Annotated in this window: 18 protein-coding genes; 7 read left to right on the forward strand and 11 right to left on the reverse strand. The window is 60.1% G+C overall.

What is annotated here, in order from left to right; genetic code table 11:
• Positions 1-245: 245 nt before the first annotated feature.
• Entirely contained in the window at positions 246-914 is a 669-nt protein-coding gene (trmB, locus tag IHN22_RS08380) for a tRNA (guanosine(46)-N7)-methyltransferase TrmB (protein ID WP_087265925.1), read from the forward strand.
• Positions 915-955: 41 nt separating this feature from the next.
• Here the strand turns inward: trmB and IHN22_RS08385 are convergent, their stop codons facing one another.
• Complete coding sequence (locus tag IHN22_RS08385) at positions 956-2,893, reverse strand: bifunctional metallophosphatase/5'-nucleotidase (protein WP_191434733.1); 1,938 nt, start codon at positions 2,891-2,893, stop codon at positions 956-958.
• Between the two features lie 256 nt (positions 2,894-3,149).
• On the opposite strand from IHN22_RS08385, the gene infC reads away from it, so the two are divergent.
• From infC to IHN22_RS08410, 5 genes are all read left to right on the forward strand, one after another.
• Entirely contained in the window at positions 3,150-3,716 is a 567-nt protein-coding gene (gene infC / locus IHN22_RS08390; RefSeq protein ID WP_087188805.1) for a translation initiation factor IF-3, read from the forward strand.
• A 39-nt stretch (positions 3,717-3,755) separates the two neighbouring features.
• Complete coding sequence (gene rpmI, locus IHN22_RS08395; RefSeq protein WP_087188806.1) at positions 3,756-3,959, forward strand: 50S ribosomal protein L35; 204 nt, start codon at positions 3,756-3,758, stop codon at positions 3,957-3,959.
• 40 nt (positions 3,960-3,999) lie between these two features.
• Positions 4,000-4,356 carry a 50S ribosomal protein L20 gene (gene rplT, locus IHN22_RS08400; RefSeq protein ID WP_087188807.1) on the forward strand — a complete coding sequence of 119 codons (357 nt, stop codon included), beginning with the start codon at positions 4,000-4,002 and terminating at the stop codon, positions 4,354-4,356.
• Positions 4,357-4,481: 125 nt separating this feature from the next.
• Positions 4,482-4,832: a BlaI/MecI/CopY family transcriptional regulator gene (locus IHN22_RS08405; RefSeq protein ID WP_087398871.1), complete on the forward strand. Its 351-nt coding sequence runs from the start codon at positions 4,482-4,484 to the stop codon at positions 4,830-4,832.
• 12 nt (positions 4,833-4,844) lie between these two features.
• Positions 4,845-7,076: a M56 family metallopeptidase gene (locus IHN22_RS08410; RefSeq protein ID WP_191434734.1), complete on the forward strand. Its 2,232-nt coding sequence runs from the start codon at positions 4,845-4,847 to the stop codon at positions 7,074-7,076.
• A gap of 48 nt (positions 7,077-7,124) precedes the next feature.
• On the opposite strand, the gene IHN22_RS08415 is transcribed toward IHN22_RS08410, so the two are convergent.
• The 9 genes from IHN22_RS08415 to IHN22_RS08455 all read right to left on the reverse strand — a co-directional run bounded on the left by IHN22_RS08415 (position 7,125) and on the right by IHN22_RS08455 (position 16,029).
• A complete protein-coding gene (locus tag IHN22_RS08415; RefSeq protein ID WP_191434736.1) occupies positions 7,125-7,730 on the reverse strand; it encodes an ABC transporter ATP-binding protein in 606 nt (201 codons plus the stop codon).
• Positions 7,727-8,659: an ABC transporter ATP-binding protein gene (locus IHN22_RS08420; RefSeq protein WP_365814000.1), complete on the reverse strand. Its 933-nt coding sequence runs from the start codon at positions 8,657-8,659 to the stop codon at positions 7,727-7,729. The genes IHN22_RS08415 and IHN22_RS08420 overlap by 4 nt, the downstream gene beginning before the upstream one ends.
• A gap of 12 nt (positions 8,660-8,671) precedes the next feature.
• Positions 8,672-9,496: an ABC transporter permease gene (locus tag IHN22_RS08425; RefSeq protein ID WP_087188812.1), complete on the reverse strand. Its 825-nt coding sequence runs from the start codon at positions 9,494-9,496 to the stop codon at positions 8,672-8,674.
• On the reverse strand, positions 9,493-10,485 hold the full coding sequence (locus IHN22_RS08430; RefSeq protein ID WP_365814002.1) for an ABC transporter permease: 993 nt from the start codon (positions 10,483-10,485) through the stop codon (positions 9,493-9,495). The genes IHN22_RS08425 and IHN22_RS08430 overlap by 4 nt, the downstream gene beginning before the upstream one ends.
• A 26-nt stretch (positions 10,486-10,511) precedes the next feature.
• Positions 10,512-12,086 (reverse strand): ABC transporter substrate-binding protein, encoded by a 1,575-nt coding sequence (locus tag IHN22_RS08435; protein ID WP_191434740.1) that lies wholly within the window; start codon positions 12,084-12,086, stop codon positions 10,512-10,514.
• 16 nt (positions 12,087-12,102) lie between these two features.
• Positions 12,103-13,422 carry a nickel pincer cofactor biosynthesis protein LarC gene (larC, locus tag IHN22_RS08440; RefSeq protein ID WP_191434742.1) on the reverse strand — a complete coding sequence of 440 codons (1,320 nt, stop codon included), beginning with the start codon at positions 13,420-13,422 and terminating at the stop codon, positions 12,103-12,105.
• Positions 13,419-14,177 (reverse strand): nickel pincer cofactor biosynthesis protein LarB, encoded by a 759-nt coding sequence (gene larB, locus IHN22_RS08445; protein ID WP_087188815.1) that lies wholly within the window; start codon positions 14,175-14,177, stop codon positions 13,419-13,421. Before larB ends, larC begins: the two co-directional genes overlap by 4 nt.
• Before the next feature lie 4 nt (positions 14,178-14,181).
• Positions 14,182-14,925: an ATP-dependent sacrificial sulfur transferase LarE gene (gene larE, locus IHN22_RS08450; RefSeq protein ID WP_191434744.1), complete on the reverse strand. Its 744-nt coding sequence runs from the start codon at positions 14,923-14,925 to the stop codon at positions 14,182-14,184.
• Between the two features lie 219 nt (positions 14,926-15,144).
• Positions 15,145-16,029 carry a LysR family transcriptional regulator gene (locus IHN22_RS08455; RefSeq protein ID WP_191434746.1) on the reverse strand — a complete coding sequence of 295 codons (885 nt, stop codon included), beginning with the start codon at positions 16,027-16,029 and terminating at the stop codon, positions 15,145-15,147.
• Between the two features lie 127 nt (positions 16,030-16,156).
• On the opposite strand from IHN22_RS08455, the gene IHN22_RS08460 reads away from it, so the two are divergent.
• Positions 16,157-18,727: an FAD-dependent oxidoreductase gene (locus IHN22_RS08460; RefSeq protein WP_191434748.1), complete on the forward strand. Its 2,571-nt coding sequence runs from the start codon at positions 16,157-16,159 to the stop codon at positions 18,725-18,727.
• A gap of 256 nt (positions 18,728-18,983) precedes the next feature.
• Here the strand turns inward: IHN22_RS08460 and lysS are convergent.
• A partial coding sequence (gene lysS / locus IHN22_RS08465; protein ID WP_191434750.1) for a lysine--tRNA ligase occupies positions 18,984-20,421 on the reverse strand: 1,438 nt, incomplete at its 5' end.

Raw genomic sequence — 20,421 nt, forward strand, 5'->3', positions numbered from 1 at the left:
GAGAAGTGTGGCTCGAACTCCGGCCTCACGCTCCCAAAGCAGGCGCGCTACCAACTGCGCTACACCCGGATATGAAGTTGTGGGGTGGCCCGGGCGTATTCTCCCAAATCAAGCGCGATACCACCTTCGCTACACCCGGATATGTGGTTTACCTGCATAACAGATATCATTATAATATATGCCGCCAAGGATTGCAAGTATCCAATCAAATATGTTATGATGCTCTTTGTGAGGTGAATAAATCGATGCGAATGAGAAAAAAGCCCAACCTGGCCCCCCGGATGGAGCGGTGTGCCCGTGTTCTGATCTCTGATCCTGCCGCCCTGCGGGGCCGTTGGATGAGCCTGATGCCCCAGGCAAGCGTTCTCTACCTGGAACTGGGCTGCGGTAAGGGCCGTTTTACTGCCGAGACCGCCGCACAAAATCCTCAGGCCCTCTACATTGCGGTGGAACGGGTGCCTGACGCTATGGTCATCGCCATGGAGCGGGTATGCGCCATGGATCTGCACAATGTCTTCTTTATCGACGGCGATGCCGCCGACCTAACTGAACTCTTTGCCCCCAGCGAGGTGGATCGCATCTACATCAATTTCTGTGATCCCTGGCCCGGCAACCGGCACGCCAAGCGCCGCCTGACTCACCCTGATTTTCTGCTGCGCTACCGTCAAATTCTTTCCCGGAAGGGTGAGATCCACTTTAAGACAGATAACCACGATCTGTTTGAGTGGTCTCTGTTCCAGTTCCCCAAGGCCGGGTTCCAACTCTCTCAGGTCACCCGCGATCTCCATGCCAATGGTATCTGCGGCGTTATGACCGACTATGAGGAAAAATTCCACAACCTGGGCACCCCCATCAATCGGTGCGTAGGTTCCATCGCTCCCCTGCCTGTCTCCCACAAAAATGCAGAGTCATAACCATCAGGGCCTGCCGCTTGTTGCGGCAGGCCCTGATTCCTTTATCCACGATAGCGGTGGTAACCACGTCCCTTTTGTCCTCCATAACGGCGGCGGCGTCCTCTGGTGGCAATCCGGTAGACAATAAATACGATCAGAGCCAGCACTACAAGGCAGACTACAAGAGCGATCCAGCCTACCAGGTTCAGCCCTTTCAGCAGGCTCACCGGATTCAGGGACGCCTCCTCCACCTTCCGTCCCTCTGGTGCGGCATAGCGCTGGTCCACCGTACCCATGGACTGGAGGTAAGTGGCCAGCGCATACCACTCCTTCAGTTCCGAGCCATTTGGGGTATAAATGATCTGGTCCTCAAAATTGGTCACCGGGTTACCTTGGGCATCCTTGGGCGTTATGGTCAGAATACCAAAGGACTGGTCATTGACGGTACCCAGCATCTGTCCGGTATACAATCCGGTCACCACTCGGTAGAGCTTGTCATCCTCCAGCGGCACGGTAGTACCGTCAGGCAGCACCTGAGCATAGTCATTTACCCGATTGAGGATGATCCGATAGGGGTTCCAGGTCCAGGTCATTCCCGAACCATAGATCTGGGCGGCGGGCATCAAGCCAGTCACAGAAGCGTCCACCTCAAAGGCATCCCGCAGTTCCCGGCCGGTGATCCAAACCGAAATCAGCGGATAGCCTGGGGTTCCGTCGGCACCGGAACCCAGAGAGGAAACGTTAAACACATCCGATGTGGTGATCTCTCCCGCAGAGAAGGACTCCCGGATCACGCCCGCTGCCACCACAGCAAAATCCACCGGCACATAGTCCTCCCCCTCTGCCTGCTGCACGGCATAGATATAGGAGTCGGCAATGAGATTGCCCAAAGTATCCTCTTTATGCTCCTTGCCAAACTGGGAGATAGGGGTGAAGTCAAACTCCGACCGGGCCAGCACCTGATCGAAGGTCAGTCCGAACTGGGAGAGGTACTCCTCCTCGATGATTGGCTGGAAAGACTGGGCCAACCGCTCCATCTCAGTATTAGCTGTTACTGTCTCGTCCACCGGCACCAGCCGGTAATCATAGTCCGTGACAGTACCGGCATCGTCCAGCTCCAGAGCCAGCACACCCAGATTGGTGGTATACTCTCCGCAGGAAACAATCAGGGTATCATTGACCTGAATCGGCTCATCCAAGGTAGAGTGGGTGTGGCCGGAGATAATCACGTCGATGCCGTCCACCGCCTTAGCCAACTCATAGTCCTCCCCTTTTCCACCATCGGTGCCGGTGTGGGAGAGACACACAATCACAGAGGGACCTTCCAGCTGGGCCAGTTCCTCCTCCAGGGCCGCCACCTCTCGCCGGGCAGCATCGGCCACAGGCTCAAATTCCATGCCCGACATGGGAGCGCAGGCATCCGCGTCCTCCCCCATCAGGCCAAAAATACCGTAGTTGATGCCACCCCGGGTGAGGATCATATGGTCCTGCACTCCATAGGCCTCCATAGCGGCCCGCAATTCCTCGGCGCCTTCCCCGTCCAGCACCGTGCCGTTGGACTGCACAATGGCAGGCACCTGACTGCCGCTGGCGGCTGCCGTCTCCAGCATTTGGGCCAGGCCCGAGGCCCGGTAGTCAAACTCATGGTTGCCCAGGGTGGTCACATCATACCCCATAGCCCCCAGTGCCTTCAGCTCCGGCGCCTGGGTGGCATAGATGGTCTGAAACAGCGTTCCCATGGAGAAGTCGCCGCCATCCACCGTGATGGCATCGGGATACTTCACCCGTTCCAGCGCAAGAAGGGTCGCCAGGCGGGTATAGCCACCATATTCCCCGCCATCTTCCGAGGGCGCAGGATAAAAATGATCATGGGTATCGTGGGTGAACAGAATCACGGCGTCGTGGCTGTTCTCCGCCGCTCCCCAGGCCGGGCAGATGAAGATCAACAAAATAAGGGTTAGAACTGTCAAAAAAAGCCGTTTCAGGCCATGATGCACCATAATACTCCCTCCTTGTCCCCATTCTGCCATAATTCCAATGAAAAGGAAAGCAAAAAATAGTCTGGATTTTTTCTTCTGTTTTCTACTTGACATCGCATCAATCCTTTGATATACTGTTTGGGCACAATAAAGCAGGAAGGTACCTCCGTCCTCACCTCCAGCATCAGCAAAGAGGTCAACATGGTCAGCGGCGCGCCGTATATTCGGCGTGGCTGTTCTGTTGTGGCGCGGGTACCGGAATGCGGTAACCGCGTTTTTGTATGCAGCAAAGAATTGGAGGTGCTTTCGTATCAGCAAACAGGGTCATCAGATCAACGAAGAGATCCGCGACAAAGAAGTCCGGCTCGTTTCCGACAGCGGCGAGCAGCTGGGTATCATGTCCGCCCGTGAGGCGCTGGAGCGCGCCATCGAGCAGAACCTGGACCTGGTGAAGATCTCTCCCAACGCCGTGCCCCCCGTGTGCAAGCTCATGGACTATGGCAAGTACAAGTTCGAGCAGACCAAGCGGGAAAAAGAGGCCCGGAAAAATCAGCACGTCGTGGAGATCAAGGAAGTCCGTATGTCGCCGGGCATTGACGTGAACGATTTTAACGTCAAGCTCCGTAACGCCCAGAAGTTCCTGAGCCAGGGCAATCGGGTGAAGGTCACCGTCCGCTTCCGCGGCCGCGAAATGGCCCACACCGATATCGGCAAGGGCCTGCTGCTCAAGTTTGCGGAACAGTGCAGCGAGGTGGCCGCGTTGGATAAGGACCCCAAGCTGGACGGACGGCATATGTCCATGTTCCTCTCTCCCAAGGTTGCCAAGGACGGCAAGAAATCCTGAGCAATCCCCTGAAATCCAAAGACAAAGGAGTTAACCACCATGCCTAAACTGAAAACTCACTCCGGTGCGAAGAAGAGATTCAGCCTGACCAAGTCCGGCAAGGTCAAGCGCGCCCATGCGTTCAAGTCCCACCTGCTCAACGGCCACGGCAAGGACACCAAGCGTAAGAGAGGCCTCCGCGCCGGCGCTTATGCGGACAAGACCAACGAGCCCGCCATCAAGCGCATGATCCCCTACAAATAAGATAATTCCGATTTTACCTTAACATAGGAGGCTTTTTACAATGGCTAGAGTTAAAGGCGCGATGATGACGCGCAAGAGAAGAAATAAGATCCTCAAGCTGGCCAAGGGCTACTGGGGCGCCAAGAGCAAGCACTTCAAGATGGCCAACGAGCAGGTCATGAAGTCCCTGACCTACGCCTACACCGGCCGTCGGCTGAAGAAGCGTGACTTCCGCTCTCTGTGGATCACCCGTATCTCCGCCGCCTGCAAGATGAACGGCATGAACTACTCCACCTTTATGAACGGCCTGAAGAAGGCTGGCGTGGAGATCAACCGCAAGATGCTGGCCGAGCTGGCTGTCAACGACAAGGCCGCTTTCACCGCTCTGACCGAGATGGCGAAGGCTCAGCTGGCCTGAGTTTGAATCCAAAATTCCTGTGTTCCTCTTTGGAACACAGGAATTTTTTTATGTCCTTGACAAAGCCTGTCTAATAAGATAGACTACAAGCAAGAAGTCTATCCCATTAGACAAAGGAGGTCCCTATGGAGACGCCCAAAATCTTTGAAAGCGAATACCGGTTCTGTCTCATTCTCTGGGAGCACGAACCGGTAACGACCACAGAATTGGTAAAGCTGTGTCAGGCCCAGCTGGGCTGGAAACGCACCACCACCTACACCGTCATCAAGCGGTTGGGGGAACGGGGCGTGCTGAAAAATCAGGACGGGCTGGTGACCGCCCTGATCTCCAGGGAGGACGCCCAGGTGTCCGAGCTGGACGAACTGATGGAGAAGAAGTTCCAGGGCTCCCTGCCCGCCTTTTTGGCTGCCTTCGCCCGCAGGCAGTCTCTGACTGAGAAAGAGGTAGAGGAAATCCGCCGCATCATCGAAAAATAAGGAGGTCCTGCCATGGAAGAGCTGTTCCTGACCCTGGTCAATCTCAGTCTCACCGCCAGCTGGCTGGTACTGGCTGTTCTGGTGCTGAGACTGCTCCTGCGGAAAGCTCCCAGGTGGAGCTTCTGCCTGCTCTGGGGCCTGGTGGCCCTTCGCCTGATGTTTCCCTTTTCCCTGGAAAGCCCTTTCAGTCTGGTCCCCAGTACCCAGCCTCTGCCCCGGGAGATCCTCCACACCGCCACGCCTCAGATCCAAAGCGGCATCCCTGCCGTCAACAGTGCTGTTAATCCCATCCTGCAAGAGGCCCTGGCGCCGGCTGCGGGAGCCAGCGTCAATCCCACCCAGGTCTGGTCCTTCCTGTTGTCCCGGATCTGGCTGGCGGGAATGGTGGTTCTGCTGCTCTATGCGCTGATCAGCTGGCTGCTGTTGAAGCGGCGGCTGGCCACCGCCACCCTGCTGGAGGACAACATCCGGCAGAGCGAGCAGGTGGGTTCCCCCTTTGTACTGGGGCTGTTCCGCCCGGTCATCTATCTGCCTTACCACATTCCGGAGCAGGACCTGACCTATGTACTGACCCACGAACGGGCCCATATCCGCCGTCTGGATCACTGGTGGAAGCTGCTGGGCTTTGTACTGCTTGCAATCTACTGGTTCAATCCCCTGATGTGGGTGGCCTATCTGCTGTTCTGCCGGGATCTGGAGGGAGCCTGCGACGAGAAGGCCGTCCGGGCTTTGAACCAGGAGGAGCGGCGGGGTTATTCCACCGCTCTGCTGAATTGCAGCATCCGCCGCCGGCCCGTGGCGCCCTGCCCCCTGGCCTTTGGAGAAGCGGGGGTAAAGGGCCGGGTGAAGGCGGTGATGCACTACAAGAAGCCCGCCTTCTGGATCGTGGTCATCGCCCTCGCTGCCTGCATCATTGCCGCCCTGTGCTTTCTGACCAGTCCCAAGGAGCCCTCCGTTTATGATGTTTTAACGCAGGACGGCTATGAGGTTCTGGGGCAGGAACAGGTGGAGCTGACCCTGACCGTCCCCAAATCCGCCCTGACCGACGACTGCTATACCGGCGAGGGCCACACCTTTGCCGACGGCCAGGTGGTGGTCTGGCAGGATGACGTCACCACCATCTATCTCCATAATGTCATGCCTTCCAACGAAAGCGATGAACTGCTGTATATGACCTTTGACTGCTCCTACCATTTCTCCAACTACGGCAGTTTTGTCACCCCATTGCAGGCCACAGAAGATTCCTCCGTCAGCCCCCAGATCCTTTTGAGAAGCAAGATCCTCAAAGACGGGACCACCACCTACCCAGACGCCCTTGACCTGCGAGGCTACGGACCCGGCGCCAAGTTTACCTTCTATGTGTCCAAAGAGGCCTGTATGGCCGCTCAAGACACTCTTATGATTAACATAATATGCAACCAGGTCCAGTATGCCAAAGAGGGTTATAAAACATCCGGGGGTCAGTTCTCCCCCGCCGGCCTCTACCTCTATGAGGGGGATGGGTTCGGCGGTGATTTTACCATCACCCTCCGGGCTGATGGCTCCTTCACCTACTATGAAGGGGGGTTAAGCAGCTATATCGGTGCAGGCAAGTGGTCTGTATCCGGTGATATTCTCACCCTGGAGGATGAGACCGGCGTCCCCAAGGTCAACCACTTCCGCATGGAGGGGAATAATCTGATCTTCCAGGCAAAGGGTTCCACCAATTTCATCTATGTGAAGGTGGCCGATGGGGCGGTCTTCTCCAAAAACAGCCAAATCCCTGTTCCGGCGGCCACCGCCACCAAATGGTTTGACTATACCACCGCCCCCAGCGAAATGGATTGGGAGGGGGAACTGACCTTCACCCACACGGCCTTTCCTGATGTGACCTTCCGCTATACGCCGGCAAAGATCACAGCACAACAGGCCGGAGCGGAAGCACCGGTCCCGCTGATCACCGGTATGCCCATCTGGAACGCCTATTTCTGCGACCTGAACGGCGACGGCCTGCCGGAGCTGTGCGCCACCCTCAGCATGGGGTCCGGCGTCATAGATACCCGGATCATGGTCTACGACTATGCCAATGGCCGCACCTATGAGCTGGAGGACCGGATGAAGTTCGACTACGCCCTGCGTTTCGACCCGGACACCGCCCTGCTGTATGTGGACAGGACGCCCTATGAAGGCCGGGAACCCGATCAGTCCGGCCTGTTGATGCTGGAGGACTCCGTCCTCACCTATGAGAATCAGTCCCCCAACTAGGGGCAGAAAACGGCCTGCAAGTGATTTCACGCACTTGCAGGCCGTTTTTTATGCCAACGTCTGTGTCCGGGTACACAATTTCTCCAGCAGGGTGCTGTTGTGGCTGACAATCACCAGCCCCAAGTTCCGCTTCTCCGCCTGGTCCAGCAGAAAGGTCCAGATCTGGGCCTGGGTGATGAGGTCCAGCATGGCGCTGACCTCGTCGCACAGCAGATAGCGCACCCCGGGCCGCAGGGCACGGGCAATGCAGAACCGCTGAAGCTCACCGCCAGACAGTTCCGTGGGATACCGCTCCAGCCAAGCGGGTTGGATGTGGAGGGTCTCCAGCAGCCCCGCCTCCACCGGCCCGCCCTCATTCAGCGTCTTTCCTAGTTTCATCAGCGGATCCACCGCCAACTCCGGGTGCTGCCAGATCATCTGCACCGGACAGATCCCCCGGTACTCCTTTAATGGCTTGCCATCTACCAGCACCGTGCCGCCGTCCGGCTTCTCATAGCCCGCCAATAGTTTACATAAAGTTGTCTTGCCCCGACCGCTGGGCCCGGCCAGACCCAACCGCTCCCCCGGCTCCAGCTTCAGATCGATGCCCTCCAGCACCGGGTTTTTCCCCTTTCGACGGTAACCGAAGGTCAGGTTCTTTGCCTCCAGACTCACGGCTGTTCCCCTCCTTCCGGATATAAACAGCGCACCAGGCCGCCGTCCAGTTCCCCATAGGCCACCGGACCCAGGCACTCAGGCCGCATTTGGGGGCAGCGGGGGGCGAAGGGGCAGCCCTCCCCCACCTCGCCCGGCCCCGGCTGGGTACCGGGTATGGGCACAAAACCGTTCTGGGGCAGGGCGTCCCACAAGGCGCGGGTATAGGGGTGTCGCAGCCTGCCGGCGGCAAAGTCGGCGGCGTCCGCCTCCTCCACCGTCTCACCGGCGTAGAACACCGCCACCCGGTCGGCAATGGTGAGGGCCAGCTCCAAGTCGTGGGTGATGAGAAGCACCCCCGCGCCGCTGTCAGCCAGCTCCCGGAAGTGACTCAGTACCCGTTTCGCCGCCCGGGCATCCAGACCGGGAGTGGGCTCGTCGGCGATGACCAGCTTGGGGGTGGCCGCCGCCGCGGTGGCGATGAGCACCCGCCGGGCCATGCCGCCGGACAACTCAAAGGGATAGCGCTCCTCGGTATCCGCCCCCAGGCCGTACCGCTCCAGCACCGCCCGACTGGCCTCCCGGGCACTCTGGTCCCGGCGGCCCTTGCGGATCTGGGGCCCCACCTTCATCAGCGGGTCCAGGTAGGTCACGCCCTGGGGCACCAGGACAATCTCTTTGCCCCTCACCTTCTCCGCCCGTTTGGGGGTAAGGGGCTGGCCCAAGAAGGAGATCTCCCCGGCCATATGGCTGTTATAAGGCAGGATACCCAGGATTCCGTGGGCCAGCAGGCTCTTACCCGAACCGCTGGACCCAACCACCGCCACCACCTGGCCAGGCCGGATGGTGAGGGACAAATCCTGAATCACTGGCAGCAGCACCTGTTTTGTGCCCCGTCCATACTGGGTGAAGGAGATAGACAGGTCTTTGACTTCCAAAATCGGTTCCAACTCCATCCCTCCTCACATATGTACGCTGGCAGGGTCCAGCAGCTTGCGCAGCTGCTCCCCCATGGCGGCAAAAAGCACTACCACCAGCACCAGGCTCAGGCCGGGGAACACCGCCAGCCACCACTTGCCGGTGGTGAGGTAGCTCATGCTCTCCGACAAAATCACACCGATGGCAGGCTGCTCCGGCGACAGCCCAAAACCAAGGAAGGTGACGCTGGCCTCGTGGAGGATGGCGTGGGGGAACTGGAGCACCAGCCCGGTGAGGAACTGGGGCAGCAGATGGGGCAGCAGATGCCGCCGGGCAATGGTCAGCCGGGACACCCCCAGCTTTTCCGCCGTACGGACATACACCGCGCCCCGCAGTTGGAGCACCTCACCCCGGATGACCCGGGCCAGAGAGGGCCAGTGGCTGAGGGCCACGCCTGCCACCACGCCCACGAAGCCCTTTCCGAATGCCAGGGAGATGAGCATGACCAGCAGGATATGGGGGATGCCCATGACCAGATCGATGCACCAGGAGATTACCGCATCCACCCAGCCCCCCAGGACGGCGGACGCCACACCCAGCACCAGGGCAATGACAGCGCTGACAGCCGCGGTCAGCAGGCCGATGCGGATGCTGAGGGACAGGCCGGTGAGGGTGCGGGAGAGCATATCCCGGCCCATCCAGTCGGTTCCGAAGAGGAACTGACCGCAGGGGGCCAGATTTTTGCGGGTAAAGTCGGTAACCATGGCCTGCCCGCTGAGCAGGCCTCCAGCCACTGCCACAGCGCACAGCACCACAGCGGCGGCAACCAACAGAAAGAGGGCATTTTTTCGCCCGTTCCAATGTCTCATTTCCGGGCCACCCCCCTTCTGATCTTGGGATCCACCACGCCGTAAAGCAGATCGGCAATCAGATTGCCGCCGAACACGATGGCGGCACTCACCACCGTGATGCCCAGCAGTAGGGGCAGGTCGGAACCCAAACCGGCGTTGACGGCAGCCTGGCCCAGGCCGGGGTAGGAGAATACCTGCTCCACCAGCACCGAGCCGCCAAAGATCTCGCTGATGGAGGCAAATTGCAGGGTGATGGCGGGCAGGGCCACGTTGCGCAGACCGTGGCGCAGCACGATGGATCGCTTGGACTCCCCTCTGGCCCGTGCGAAGAGCACATAGTCGCTCTCCATAATGTCCGCCATCTTCTCCCGGGTGTGCATGGCGATGTTGGCCACACCGGTGATGCTCAGGGTAAGGGCGGGCAGGAAGGCGTGGTAGAGCCGGTCGGCCAGAGTGACACTGGATGCGTCCGCCCCAATGGGTACCGACAGGCCGATGGGAAACAGTCCCAGCCACACTGAGAAGACCACCAGCAGCACCAGGGCCAGCCAAAAGGCCGGGGTACTGGAGATCAGCCAGCAGTAGCCTCGGATCAACTTATCCACCAGTTTTCCCCGGTTGGCACCGGCAATGACGCCCAGGGTCAGGCCCAGCACGCCGGAGATCACCCAGGCAAAGGCCATGAGCCACAGGGAACTTTGCAGCCGCTGACCGATGACCTGGCTCACCGGCTGGCGGTAGAGCAGCGAGGTGCCCATGTCTCCTCGGACAAAGTCACCCAGCCAGCCCAGATACCGCTCCACCGGCGGGGTATTGACCCCCCAGTATTCCTCCAGCTTGGCAATCTGCTCCTGACTCATGGTACCCAGAGCGGCCTGACCCACGTTGGTCTGGAGGGGATCCAGAGGAGAGGCCGACATGAGCAGAAAGGCGGCCAGGCTGACGCCCAACAGCAGCAGCACCATGCGGATCAATTTTTTGCCCGTGAACATCAGGCGGTGTTTCAAGGGAATTCCTTCTTTCCGGTGGAATATCAGCTCCAGCTCCACCGGTCCACGTTGTTGACGATGGACCAGCCGTGGCCGTGGGGGTGGATTTTCTGCTCGGCCACCTGGAGGCCGTCTTTCACCCAGTACAGGTGACTCACATTCACCAGCCACACCCAGGGGATATCCCCGTCCTGGGTAACGCCGGTGGTACCGTCCCACTGAGCCTTCTGCCACAGCTCATAGGACTCCTCCAGATCGGAGCACTGGAGGGCCTGATCCATGTAGGAATCCACAGTGGAATTGGCATAGGGGGAATACTGAGCGGTGCCGGTATCCCCGATGGTGTGATAGATGTTATAGAGCTCCATGGGAGTATGGGCGCCCCAGCCCCAGATGAGAGGCTCGGTCTGGGCCCGGTCATAGGCGGTGTCCCAGCCCACGCCTTCCATGGTGCAGGAGATACCCAGCTCTCCCAGCTGGTTAGCGAAGTCGGCGCACAGGGCCTGACGCACCGAGTCGCTGGTGGGATAGAGCAGGTTCAAGGTGGCCTTTACGCCGTCCTTCTCCCGGACGCCGTCAGCCCCCATAATCCAGCCAGCCTCATCCAGCAGGGCGGCGGCCCCTTCCGGATCGTACTCCACTTCGGAAGCCGGGTTATACCAGGGCATCTGGTCGCACACGCTGTAAGCGGGGGTACCGTAGCCGTTGAGCACGTTGTCAATCATCTCCTGCCGGTCGATGCCGATGTTAATGGCCCGGCGCACCAGCACATCGCCGGTAAGGGTACCCTCGATGACCGGCAGGTTGAAGCCACGGTTATCCACACTGTCGTAGGCCACAAGGCTGTAGCCAGCAGGGCTCTGGTCGGAATAGGTGGCGGAGGTATAGGCCAGATCCACCTGACCGGCCTGGACCGCCAGGAAAGCGGCGTCCTCCTCCATGAAGAGGATGGTCACCTGCTTCATTTCAGGAGCCTCGCCATAGTAGTCCGGATTGGCCTCCAAAATCACCTGCTGGCCCTTGTCCCACTGCTTCAGGATGTACCGGCCGGAGCCAATGGGATTGGAGCCGTAGGTGGCAGGATCGTAGGCGTGCTCAGGCACAATGCCCACAATGGCCATGGTGTAGGGCCAGATGGAGAAGGGGGTAGCCATATGGAATACTACGGTGGTGTCGTCCACCGCCTCGGCATTGTCCAGCATGGTAAAGTCGTTCACCGAGCTGGCTGCCTTGACGGTATTGTAGGTAAAGGCCACGTCGGAGGCGGTCAGAGGCTCCCCATCGGTAAACTTCACGTCATCCCGGATCTTGACCGTCCAGGTCAGGCCATCGTCGCTGACCTGGACATCGGTGGCCAGGTCGTAGCCAATAGTCAGATCGGTGTTGGTCACCGTGAGAGTGGACTGGATCAAGGGCTCATGGACGTGCTCACCGGCGCCCCAACCGTAGGCGGGGTCGAAGCCGGCCTCCGGCTCGGAGGTGGTGCCCATTGCAATGACCACGCTGTCCTTGCTGCCGGTCTGAGGGGTGGTGGTAGCAGCCGTGTTTCCGCCGCCGCAGCCCGCCAGCACACCGGCGGTCAGGGCCAGGCTCAGAATTAGAGTCAGAATTCGTTTCATGGGTGGCTCCTTTCCGTTACAGGCCCTTTTTTACTTCTTCCAGTACCACCGCCAGGGGCAGCCCGTTTGCACGGGCAAGGGCGGCAGCGTCCTCATACTCCGGTTTGGCATGGGAAATGCCGAAGCCCTCCGCCGTCTTGACCCGGACAGTCCCCCAGGGGGTATCCACCGTCTTACTGCCGGGAGTAAGGAAATACTTCTCGCACCGGCGGACCCGCAGGCCGTTGGTGGTAGTGTGGCGCAAAACGGCCTGAGCCAGTTCCCGCTCCTTCCCCGCATCGCATAGTACGGTGAGCACATGGCCGGGACGGCCCTTCTTCATGGTACCGGGAACAGAGTACACGTCCAGGGCACCCGCCGCCAGCAGCTGCTCGCCGGCAAAGGCCAGGGCCTCGCCGGTCATGTCGTCGATGTTACACACCAGTTCCACGATCTCGCCGTTGCCGCCCTCCTGGCTCTCACCCCAGAAGGCCCGGACACAGTTGGCCTGCTCAAACTGGCGGGTACCCACACCGTAGCCCACCTTTTCCACATTGAGTACCGGCATGGAGCCGAAGGACTGGGCAAAATGGGTCAGCAGAGCGGCCCCGGTGGGGGTACACAGCTCGCCTTTGATCTCGCCGCCGTAGGTGGGCACACCAGCCAGCAGGGCGGCGGTGGCGGGGGCGGGTACCGGCATAATGCCGTGGGCACATTTTACCGTGCCGCTGCCCACATGGATAGGAGACACCACGATCTTGTCGGGTCTCAGCAGATAGAGGGCGTAGCACACGCCGGCCACGTCGGCCACCGCATCCAGAGCCCCCACCTCATGGTAGTGGACCTCCCCCACCGGACAGCCGTGGGCCTTGGCCTCCGCCTGGGCGATGGCGTCATACACCGCCTTGGCGTGGGTCTTGACTTCCTCCGGCAGGGGCAGATGGTCGATCAGGTGAGCAATGTGGCCGGGAGTGGCGTGGTGATGGTGGTGGTGCTCATGGTCATGGTCGTGATGGTGGTCGTGATGGTGGTCATGATCGTGCTCATGATGATGCTCATGCTCGTGGTCGTGGCAATGATCATGGTCGTGATGATGCTCATGCTCGTGGTCATGCTCATGATCGTGCTCGTGATGATGGAGGTGCTCGTCCTCCTCCTCGCCGTGGACGGTAACCGTCATATGGGTGCCGCTGATGCCGCTGGTGACGGCGGATGCCGCCTCCAGATGAACGCCAGGCAGACCCAGACTGTTCATGGTATTCAGGAAGCTCTCCTTGTCCTCCAGCAATTCGTACAGGGCGGACATGAGCATATCTCCCGCCGCACCCATGTTGCATTCAATATATAAAGTTTTCATTTTAACCCCTCCATTTGATTGATCATGCTGGCCAGATAGCCCGCGCCGAAGCCGTTGTCGATATTGACTACGCTGCACCCGGAAGCACAGGAATTGAGCATGGCCAGCAGGGCGGACAGGCCGCCAAAGCTGGCGCCGTAGCCCACGCTGGTGGGCACTGCCACCACCGGGCAGTCCACCAGACCGCCCACCACGGAGGCCAGGGCCCCCTCCATGCCCGCCACCGCGATAACGCACCGGGCGCTCATCATGACGTCCAGGTTGGACAGCAGCCGGTGGAGTCCCGCTACGCCCACGTCATACAGCCGGGTAACCTTGTTGCCCATTACCTCAGCAGTGAGGGCGGCCTCTTCCGCCACCGGCATATCGCTGGTACCACCGGTGGCCACCACGATGTGTCCCAGCTCCTGCCGGGGGCCGGGGAAGGCAATACCCAGCTTGGGGATGGGACGGTAGTCCAGAGGGACCGACTGCTCCACGAAGCGGGCAGCTTCCTCCCCCATGCGGGTGATAAGGATATTTTTACAGCCCCGCTCCCCCATGGCGGCGGCAATCCCGGCAATCTGCTCCGGGGTCTTGCCCGCACCGTAGATCACTTCCGCCGCGCCCTGGCGCACCGAGCGGTGGAAGTCCACCTTGGCGTACCCCAGGTCCTCAAAGGGCTTGGTTTTCAGTTCCAACAGGGCGTCCTCCGGACTGGTATTTCCCGCCGAAACCGCCCGCAGCAGCTCCAGAATGTCATGCTTGTTATCCATTTGCTTACCTCCCCTTCAGATCCAACAGGACGGCGGAGAAATCCACCTCCAGCGCCTTGGCAATGGTATCACGCAGTTGAACGGCTCTCTCCATCTGTGCCTCCGGCAGCTGGATGCGGGCAGCGTCCCCCAGCAGCCGCACCCGGAAGTCGGTGAATCCCAGCTTGAAGAGGGCGTCCTCCCCCCGCTCCACCTTCTCCAGGGCCTCCCGGGTAATGGCAGTGCCGGTGGGTACCCGGGTGGCCAGGCAGGCGTAGGCCGGCTTGTCCCAGGTAAACAGCCCCGCCTCCCTGGACATCTGCCGCACCTGATCCTTGGTGATGCCGCACTCCCGCAGGGGGGAGCGCACCTCCAGCTCCCGCAGGGCCTGCATCCCCGGCCGGTCCCCGGCGTCATCCGAGGCGTTGGTGCCGTCCAGCAACACGGTATAGCCGTCCTCTGCCGCCCGCTTCCACAGGGTGGTAAACAGGGCCTTCTTGCAGTAGTAGCACCGCCGGGGTCCGTTGGCCGCCGCCTCAGGCACCGCCAACACGTCGGCCTCCACCACCGTCATGGGCACCTCCAGCTCCTTCGCCAGCTTTTGGGCGTCGGCCAGCTCAAAGGCGGGCTGAAAAACGGTGTTGACGTAATAGGCCCGCACGTCACAGCCGTAGGTCTTGGCCGCCCACAGCAGCAGGGCCGAGTCCGTCCCGCCGGAAAAGGCCAGCGCCGCCCGGGGGACCTGCTTAAAAAACTGTTCCAGCGTCATATCCGCGCTCCTTTGCAAAAAAGAAGGTATCCGCTCCCCTTGGGGGAACGGATACCTTCCTAGTATCCTTACATAAAAGGTCAAATCATGCACCAGGCTCGTTTCTGCGTGTGCCCCGACTCTGGTCGGGTGCTCCGGCTTCCTGCCGGAATATCGGCCGCACTTTCTGGTACCGGTATAGTTTACCATACCAAGGCATTCATTGCAAGCATTTTTTGATCATTCTGCCCCTTCTTCCAGGTCAGACGGGGTCAGCTCACCCAGCACCTCCCTCACCAACGGGAAGATATGGGTCCCTTTCAGGTAAACCAGGCTGAATTCCCGGGTTTCATCCAGGCAATCCAGGTGGAAAAAGGCCAGTTCCGGCTGACCTGCCGCCACCGGCTCATAGGCAAAGGTGATACCGCACCCTTCCGCCACAAACCGGGTAATGAGGGAAAACTGGTTGGCGCAAATTACCCGGGAAAACAGATCCAGGGAATAACCACGCTCGGCCAGCACATTCTCCAGAATACCCCGGGTCCCCGATCCCTCCTCCCGTACTACCAGGCACTGGCCTTCCAGTGCCGTCAGTGGAATTGTACGGCCGGCAAAGGGATGGTCCCTCCGACATAAACCTACAAATTTGGACCGGCGAAACAGGCGGCTGCCGAACCGACTTCGGTCGAAGGCCCCCTCGATGAGGGCAAAATCCAGCTGTTCATGCTCCAGCTGTCCCAGCAGGGCGGCAGTATTATCCACGGAGATTTTCAGATTGCTGTCAGAATGGCGGATATACCGGCTCAGGGCCTCGGCCACCACAAATTCTCCGATGGTTTTTGTAGTTCCGATCCGTATCTCCCGGACCTTTGTCTCCACCAGCTCCTGCTGGAGGCGCTGCTCATTGTAAAGGGCCGTACGAGCGTACTCCGCTACCCGCTGGGCCTGAGGGGTGGCATGAAGCTGTCGGCCATCATATACAAACAGCTTGCAGCCGTACTTATCCTCCAGGCCCCGGATCTGCTGGCTTACCGCCGGCTGGCTCATGCACAGCTTCTCCCCTGTTTTCCGGTAATTCATGGTCTCGTACAAAGTCAGAAAGGTCCGGATGCGATAGTCCACCATGGTCCGTCACCCCTATAATTTTTTTCGATCAATCAATAAGTTTTAAAAACTTTATTTTATTATACTGGGGTGCTATACTGATTACAAGCGTGACACAAAAATTTGTCAATAAGGACGGGGAACAAAGATGCGTATTCTGGTCATTGGCGGCGTGGCCGCCGGTACGAAGGCCGCTGCTAAAATCAAGCGGGAGGACCGCAGCGCGGAAGTCATCATTCTGAATAAAGGTCAGGACATCTCCTACGCCGGCTGCGGCCTGCCCTACTATGTAGGCGGCGCCATCGGCAGCCGTGAGGAACTGATCGTCAACACTCCCCAGAAATATGCCGGACTCACCGGCGCTCAGGTGATCACCGGCTGCGAGGTCACCCATGTTGACCCCGCCGCCAAGACGGTAAGCGGTCTGCGGGATGGCCAGAATTTTACCGAGCACTACGACAAGCTGATCGTTGCCACCGGCGCTGCTCCTGTGGTGCCCGATATGCCCGGCAAGAATCTGCCCGGCGTGTTCCCCATGCGCACCCCCGACGACGCGGTGGGCCTGCGGGACTATGTGGCCACCAACAACTGCCGCCGGGCCGTGGTGGCGGGCGCCGGCTTCATCGGCCTGGAGATTGCCGAGAACCTGCTCTCCCAGGGCCTGGACGTGACTGTGGTGGATTTTGCCGACCAGATCATGCCCAACGCCTTTGACCCCGAGATGGCCGACTTTGCCCGCCGGAAGCTGAAAGACGCCGGCATTCGCGTGATTACCGGCCAGCGCATCCAGTCCGTTACCGGCGTTGACAAGGCCACCGGCATCGTCACCGACGGCGGCGCCATTGCTGCTGACGTGGTAGTGCTTGCCATCGGTGTGCGCCCCGCCACCGACTTCCTGAAGGACACCGGTATTGAGCTCTTCAAGGGTACCGTGGTGGTAGACAAGGAGATGCGCACCAACCTGCCCGACATCTACGCCGCCGGCGACTGCACCATGGTGTACAACCGTCTCACCGGCAAGCCCCAGTGGTCGGCCATGGGCTCCACCGCCAACATCACCGCCCGTGCGCTGGCTAAGACCATCACCGGTACCGACACCCCCTACGGCGGCTGCCTGGGCACCGGCGTGGTGAAGCTGCTGCCGCAGCTCAACGCTGGACGCACTGGTCTCACCGAGGCTCAGGCCAAGGCCGAAGGCTTTGACCCCATCACTGTGGTGTGCGCCTGCGACGACAAGGCCCACTACTATCCCGGCGCTTCCAGCTTCCTCACCAAGCTGATTGCCGACCGCAACACCCGCAAACTGCTGGGTATCCAGGTCCTGGGTGCCGGCGCGGTGGATAAAATGGTGGATATTGCTGTTGTCGGTCTGTCTGCCGGTCTGACCATTGACGCCTTTAACGATCTGGATCTGGCCTATGCGCCCCCCTTCTCCACCGCCATCCACCCCTTTGTCCAGGCCTGCTATGTGCTGGAAAACAAGCTGGCCGGCGTGCTGGAGTCCTTCACACCCGCCGAGTATCTGGCCGGCGCTGCCAAGGACTACAAGGTCATTGATGTGCTGCCTACCCCCTCCATCCCCGGCGCCCATTGGGTGGAACTGGGCAAGGTCAACGGTCTTCTGGAGGGGATTGACAAGGACGAAAAGCTGCTGCTGGTGTGCAACCGTGGCAAGCGTGGCTACTTCCTCCAGAGCAAGCTGAAGTTCTATGGCTACACCAACACTAAGGTTCTGGAAGGCGGCGTCACCTTCAATCAGGTGAAGGTCCCCCGTCCCGCCGGTGCTGCTCTGCCTCCCACCGAGGTCAAGCGCCTCAAAGGCCTGGGCTGCCTGTGGGATAAGCGTACCCCTGACTGCTTCAATGTCCGGGTCATTACCCGCAACGGCAAGCTGACCACTGCCGAGCACGCCGCCGTGGCCGAGGCCGCCGAGAAGTTCGGCTCCGGCGAGGTCACCATGACCACCCGTTTGACCCTGGAGATCCAGGGTGTGCCCTACGAGAATGTGGAGCCCCTCATCGAGTTCCTCAGCGCCGCCGGTCTGGACGTGGGCGGCACCGGCTCCAAGGTACGTCCGGTGGTTTCCTGCAAGGGTACTACCTGCCAGTACGGCCTGATCGACACCTTCGCTCTCAGCGAGAAGCTCCATGAGCTGTTCTACAAGGGTTACCACGATGTGTCCCTCCCCCACAAGTTCAAGATTGCCGTAGGCGGCTGTCCCAACAACTGTGTCAAGCCCGACCTGAACGACCTGGGCATCATCGGCCAGCGCCTGCCTGAGCCCGATCTGAACAAGTGCAAGGCCTGCAAGGTGTGCCAGGTCGAGAAGGCCTGCCCCATCCACGCCGTGTCCATGAAGGACGGCAAGGCCGTCATTGATACCAGCGAATGCAACCACTGCGGCCGCTGCCTGGAGAAGTGCCCCTTCGGCGCCTACACCGAGAGCACCTACGGCTACAAGATCTATCTGGGCGGCCGCTGGGGCAAGAAGGTTGCCGCCGGCCGGCCCATGTCCAAGATCTTCACCAGCGAGGAGGAGGTCATCGCCCTGGTTGAAAAGGCCATTCTCTTCTTCCGGGATGAGGGTCAGACTGGTGAGCGTTTCTCCGACACCATCGCCCGCCTGGGCTTCGACTATGTGGAGGACAAGCTGCTCCACGGCTCCATTGACAAGGATACCATCATGAACAAGACGGTAATCGGCGGCGCCAGCTGCTAATTGCCACTCTTACAAGGGCCTGTTGCAAAATAGCTGTTTTGCACAAGCCTGTCATTGCGAGCCAGTGCGCACACTGGCGTGGCAATCCGTTTCCCCGGCAAAAGGGGCGGATTCCCGAGAAAAACGGCCGCCCACCGGGCGGCCGTTTTTCTCGGAATGACGGGTCTTTGTACGAGCTGCGCATTTTGCAACAGGCCCTTCTGTTTCAGGCAAAAAAATGGGCTGCTGCAGATTTGCAGCAGCCCATTTTTTACAATCAATAGAGCTTGGCGCCAGCGGGGATGTGGTCGTCCACCATCAGGCAGTGGAGCTTCTCCTGGCCCTCCTCATAGTGGATGGCGGAGATGATCATGCCGCAGGAGTCGATGCCCATCATCTTGCGGGCGGGCAGGTTGGTAATGGCAATCAGGGTCTTGCCCACCAGCTCCTCAGGCTCATAGGTGTCGTGGATACCGCTGAGGATCACGCGGTCGGTGCCGGTGCCGTCGTCCAGAACGAACTTCAGCAGCTTCTTGCTCTTGGGCACCGCGGTGCACTCCTTCACCTTGACGGCCCGGAAGTCGGACTTGGAGAAGGTGTCAAAGTCCACCTCGTCCTTGAACAGGGGCTCGATCTCCACCTTGGAGAAGTCGATGGGACCGGCCTCAGCCCGGGGCACGTCCACGGAAGCGGCGGGAGCAGCAGCGGCCTTGGGGGCCTCCACCTTGTCCAGGGGCTTCATCGTGGGGAACAGGATGACGTCGCGGATGGAGTCGGAGTTGGTGAGCATCATGACGCAGCGGTCAATGCCGATGCCCATGCCGCCCGTGGGGGGCAGGCCGTACTCCAGGGCGTTGATGAAGTCCTCGTCCATCATGCCGGCCTCGTCATTGCCCATGTCCCGGAGGGCCAGCTCGTGCTCAAAGCGGCCCCGCTGGTCGATGGGATCGTTGAGCTCGGAGAAAGCGTTGGCAAACTCACAGTGATTGATGAACAGCTCAAACCGCTCGGTGAGGCGGGGATCCTTGGGGGACCGCTTGGTCAGCGGAGAGACCTCCACCGGGTACATGGTGATGAAGGTGGGCTGTACCAGCTTCTCCTCCACCCGCTGGTCAAAGGCCTCGTACAGGGCGGTACCCCAGGTGCGCTCGCAGCCCTCCATATCGATGCCCACGGCCTCCACGGCCTTGCAGGCCTCCTCGTCGTCAGAGATGGCGTCGAAGTCCACACCCACATACTGCTTCACCGCATCGATCATGGTCAGACGGGGCCAGCCGGGAGTCAGATCGATGTCCACGCCCAGCCAGTTCACCTGGTAGGAGCCCAGGATGTCCTGGGCGGCGGTGGACAGAATGCCCTCGGCAATGTCCATCATGTCGTGGAAGTCGGCATAGGCCTCGTACAGCTCGATGGTAGTGAACTCCGGGTTGTGCTTGGGATCCATGCCCTCGTTGCGGAAGATACGGCCGATCTCATACACCCGCTCAAAGCCGCCCACGGTGAGCCGCTTCAGGTTCAGCTCGGTGGCGATACGCATATACATATCGATGTCCAGGGTGTTGTGGTGGGTGATGAAGGGCCGGGCGGTGGCGCCGCCGGAGATGGTGTTGAGGACGGGGGTCTCCACCTCCAGGTAGTCCCGGTCGTCCAGATACTTGCGCACGTGCTTGATGAAGGCGGTGCGGATCTGGAAGGTGCGGCGCACGTCCTCGTTC

Origin of the sequence: Flavonifractor sp. An112 (assembly GCF_904377885.1) — a bacterium.
GTDB classification, from domain to species: Bacteria; Bacillota; Clostridia; order Oscillospirales; family Oscillospiraceae; genus Flavonifractor; species Flavonifractor avicola.

Coding starts and splice junctions, on each gene's coding strand:
- trmB (WP_087265925.1), top strand. CDS start 246: ATGCGAATGAGAAAAAAGCCCAACCTGGCCCCCCGGATGGAGCGGTGT.
- IHN22_RS08385 (WP_191434733.1), bottom strand. CDS start 2,893: ATGGTGCATCATGGCCTGAAACGGCTTTTTTTGACAGTTCTAACCCTT.
- rpmI (WP_087188806.1), top strand. CDS start 3,756: ATGCCTAAACTGAAAACTCACTCCGGTGCGAAGAAGAGATTCAGCCTG.
- rplT (WP_087188807.1), top strand. CDS start 4,000: ATGGCTAGAGTTAAAGGCGCGATGATGACGCGCAAGAGAAGAAATAAG.
- IHN22_RS08405 (WP_087398871.1), top strand. CDS start 4,482: ATGGAGACGCCCAAAATCTTTGAAAGCGAATACCGGTTCTGTCTCATT.
- IHN22_RS08410 (WP_191434734.1), top strand. CDS start 4,845: ATGGAAGAGCTGTTCCTGACCCTGGTCAATCTCAGTCTCACCGCCAGC.
- IHN22_RS08425 (WP_087188812.1), bottom strand. CDS start 9,496: ATGAGACATTGGAACGGGCGAAAAAATGCCCTCTTTCTGTTGGTTGCC.
- IHN22_RS08435 (WP_191434740.1), bottom strand. CDS start 12,086: ATGAAACGAATTCTGACTCTAATTCTGAGCCTGGCCCTGACCGCCGGT.
- larC (WP_191434742.1), bottom strand. CDS start 13,422: ATGAAAACTTTATATATTGAATGCAACATGGGTGCGGCGGGAGATATG.
- larB (WP_087188815.1), bottom strand. CDS start 14,177: ATGGATAACAAGCATGACATTCTGGAGCTGCTGCGGGCGGTTTCGGCG.
- larE (WP_191434744.1), bottom strand. CDS start 14,925: ATGACGCTGGAACAGTTTTTTAAGCAGGTCCCCCGGGCGGCGCTGGCC.
- IHN22_RS08455 (WP_191434746.1), bottom strand. CDS start 16,029: ATGGTGGACTATCGCATCCGGACCTTTCTGACTTTGTACGAGACCATG.
- IHN22_RS08460 (WP_191434748.1), top strand. CDS start 16,157: ATGCGTATTCTGGTCATTGGCGGCGTGGCCGCCGGTACGAAGGCCGCT.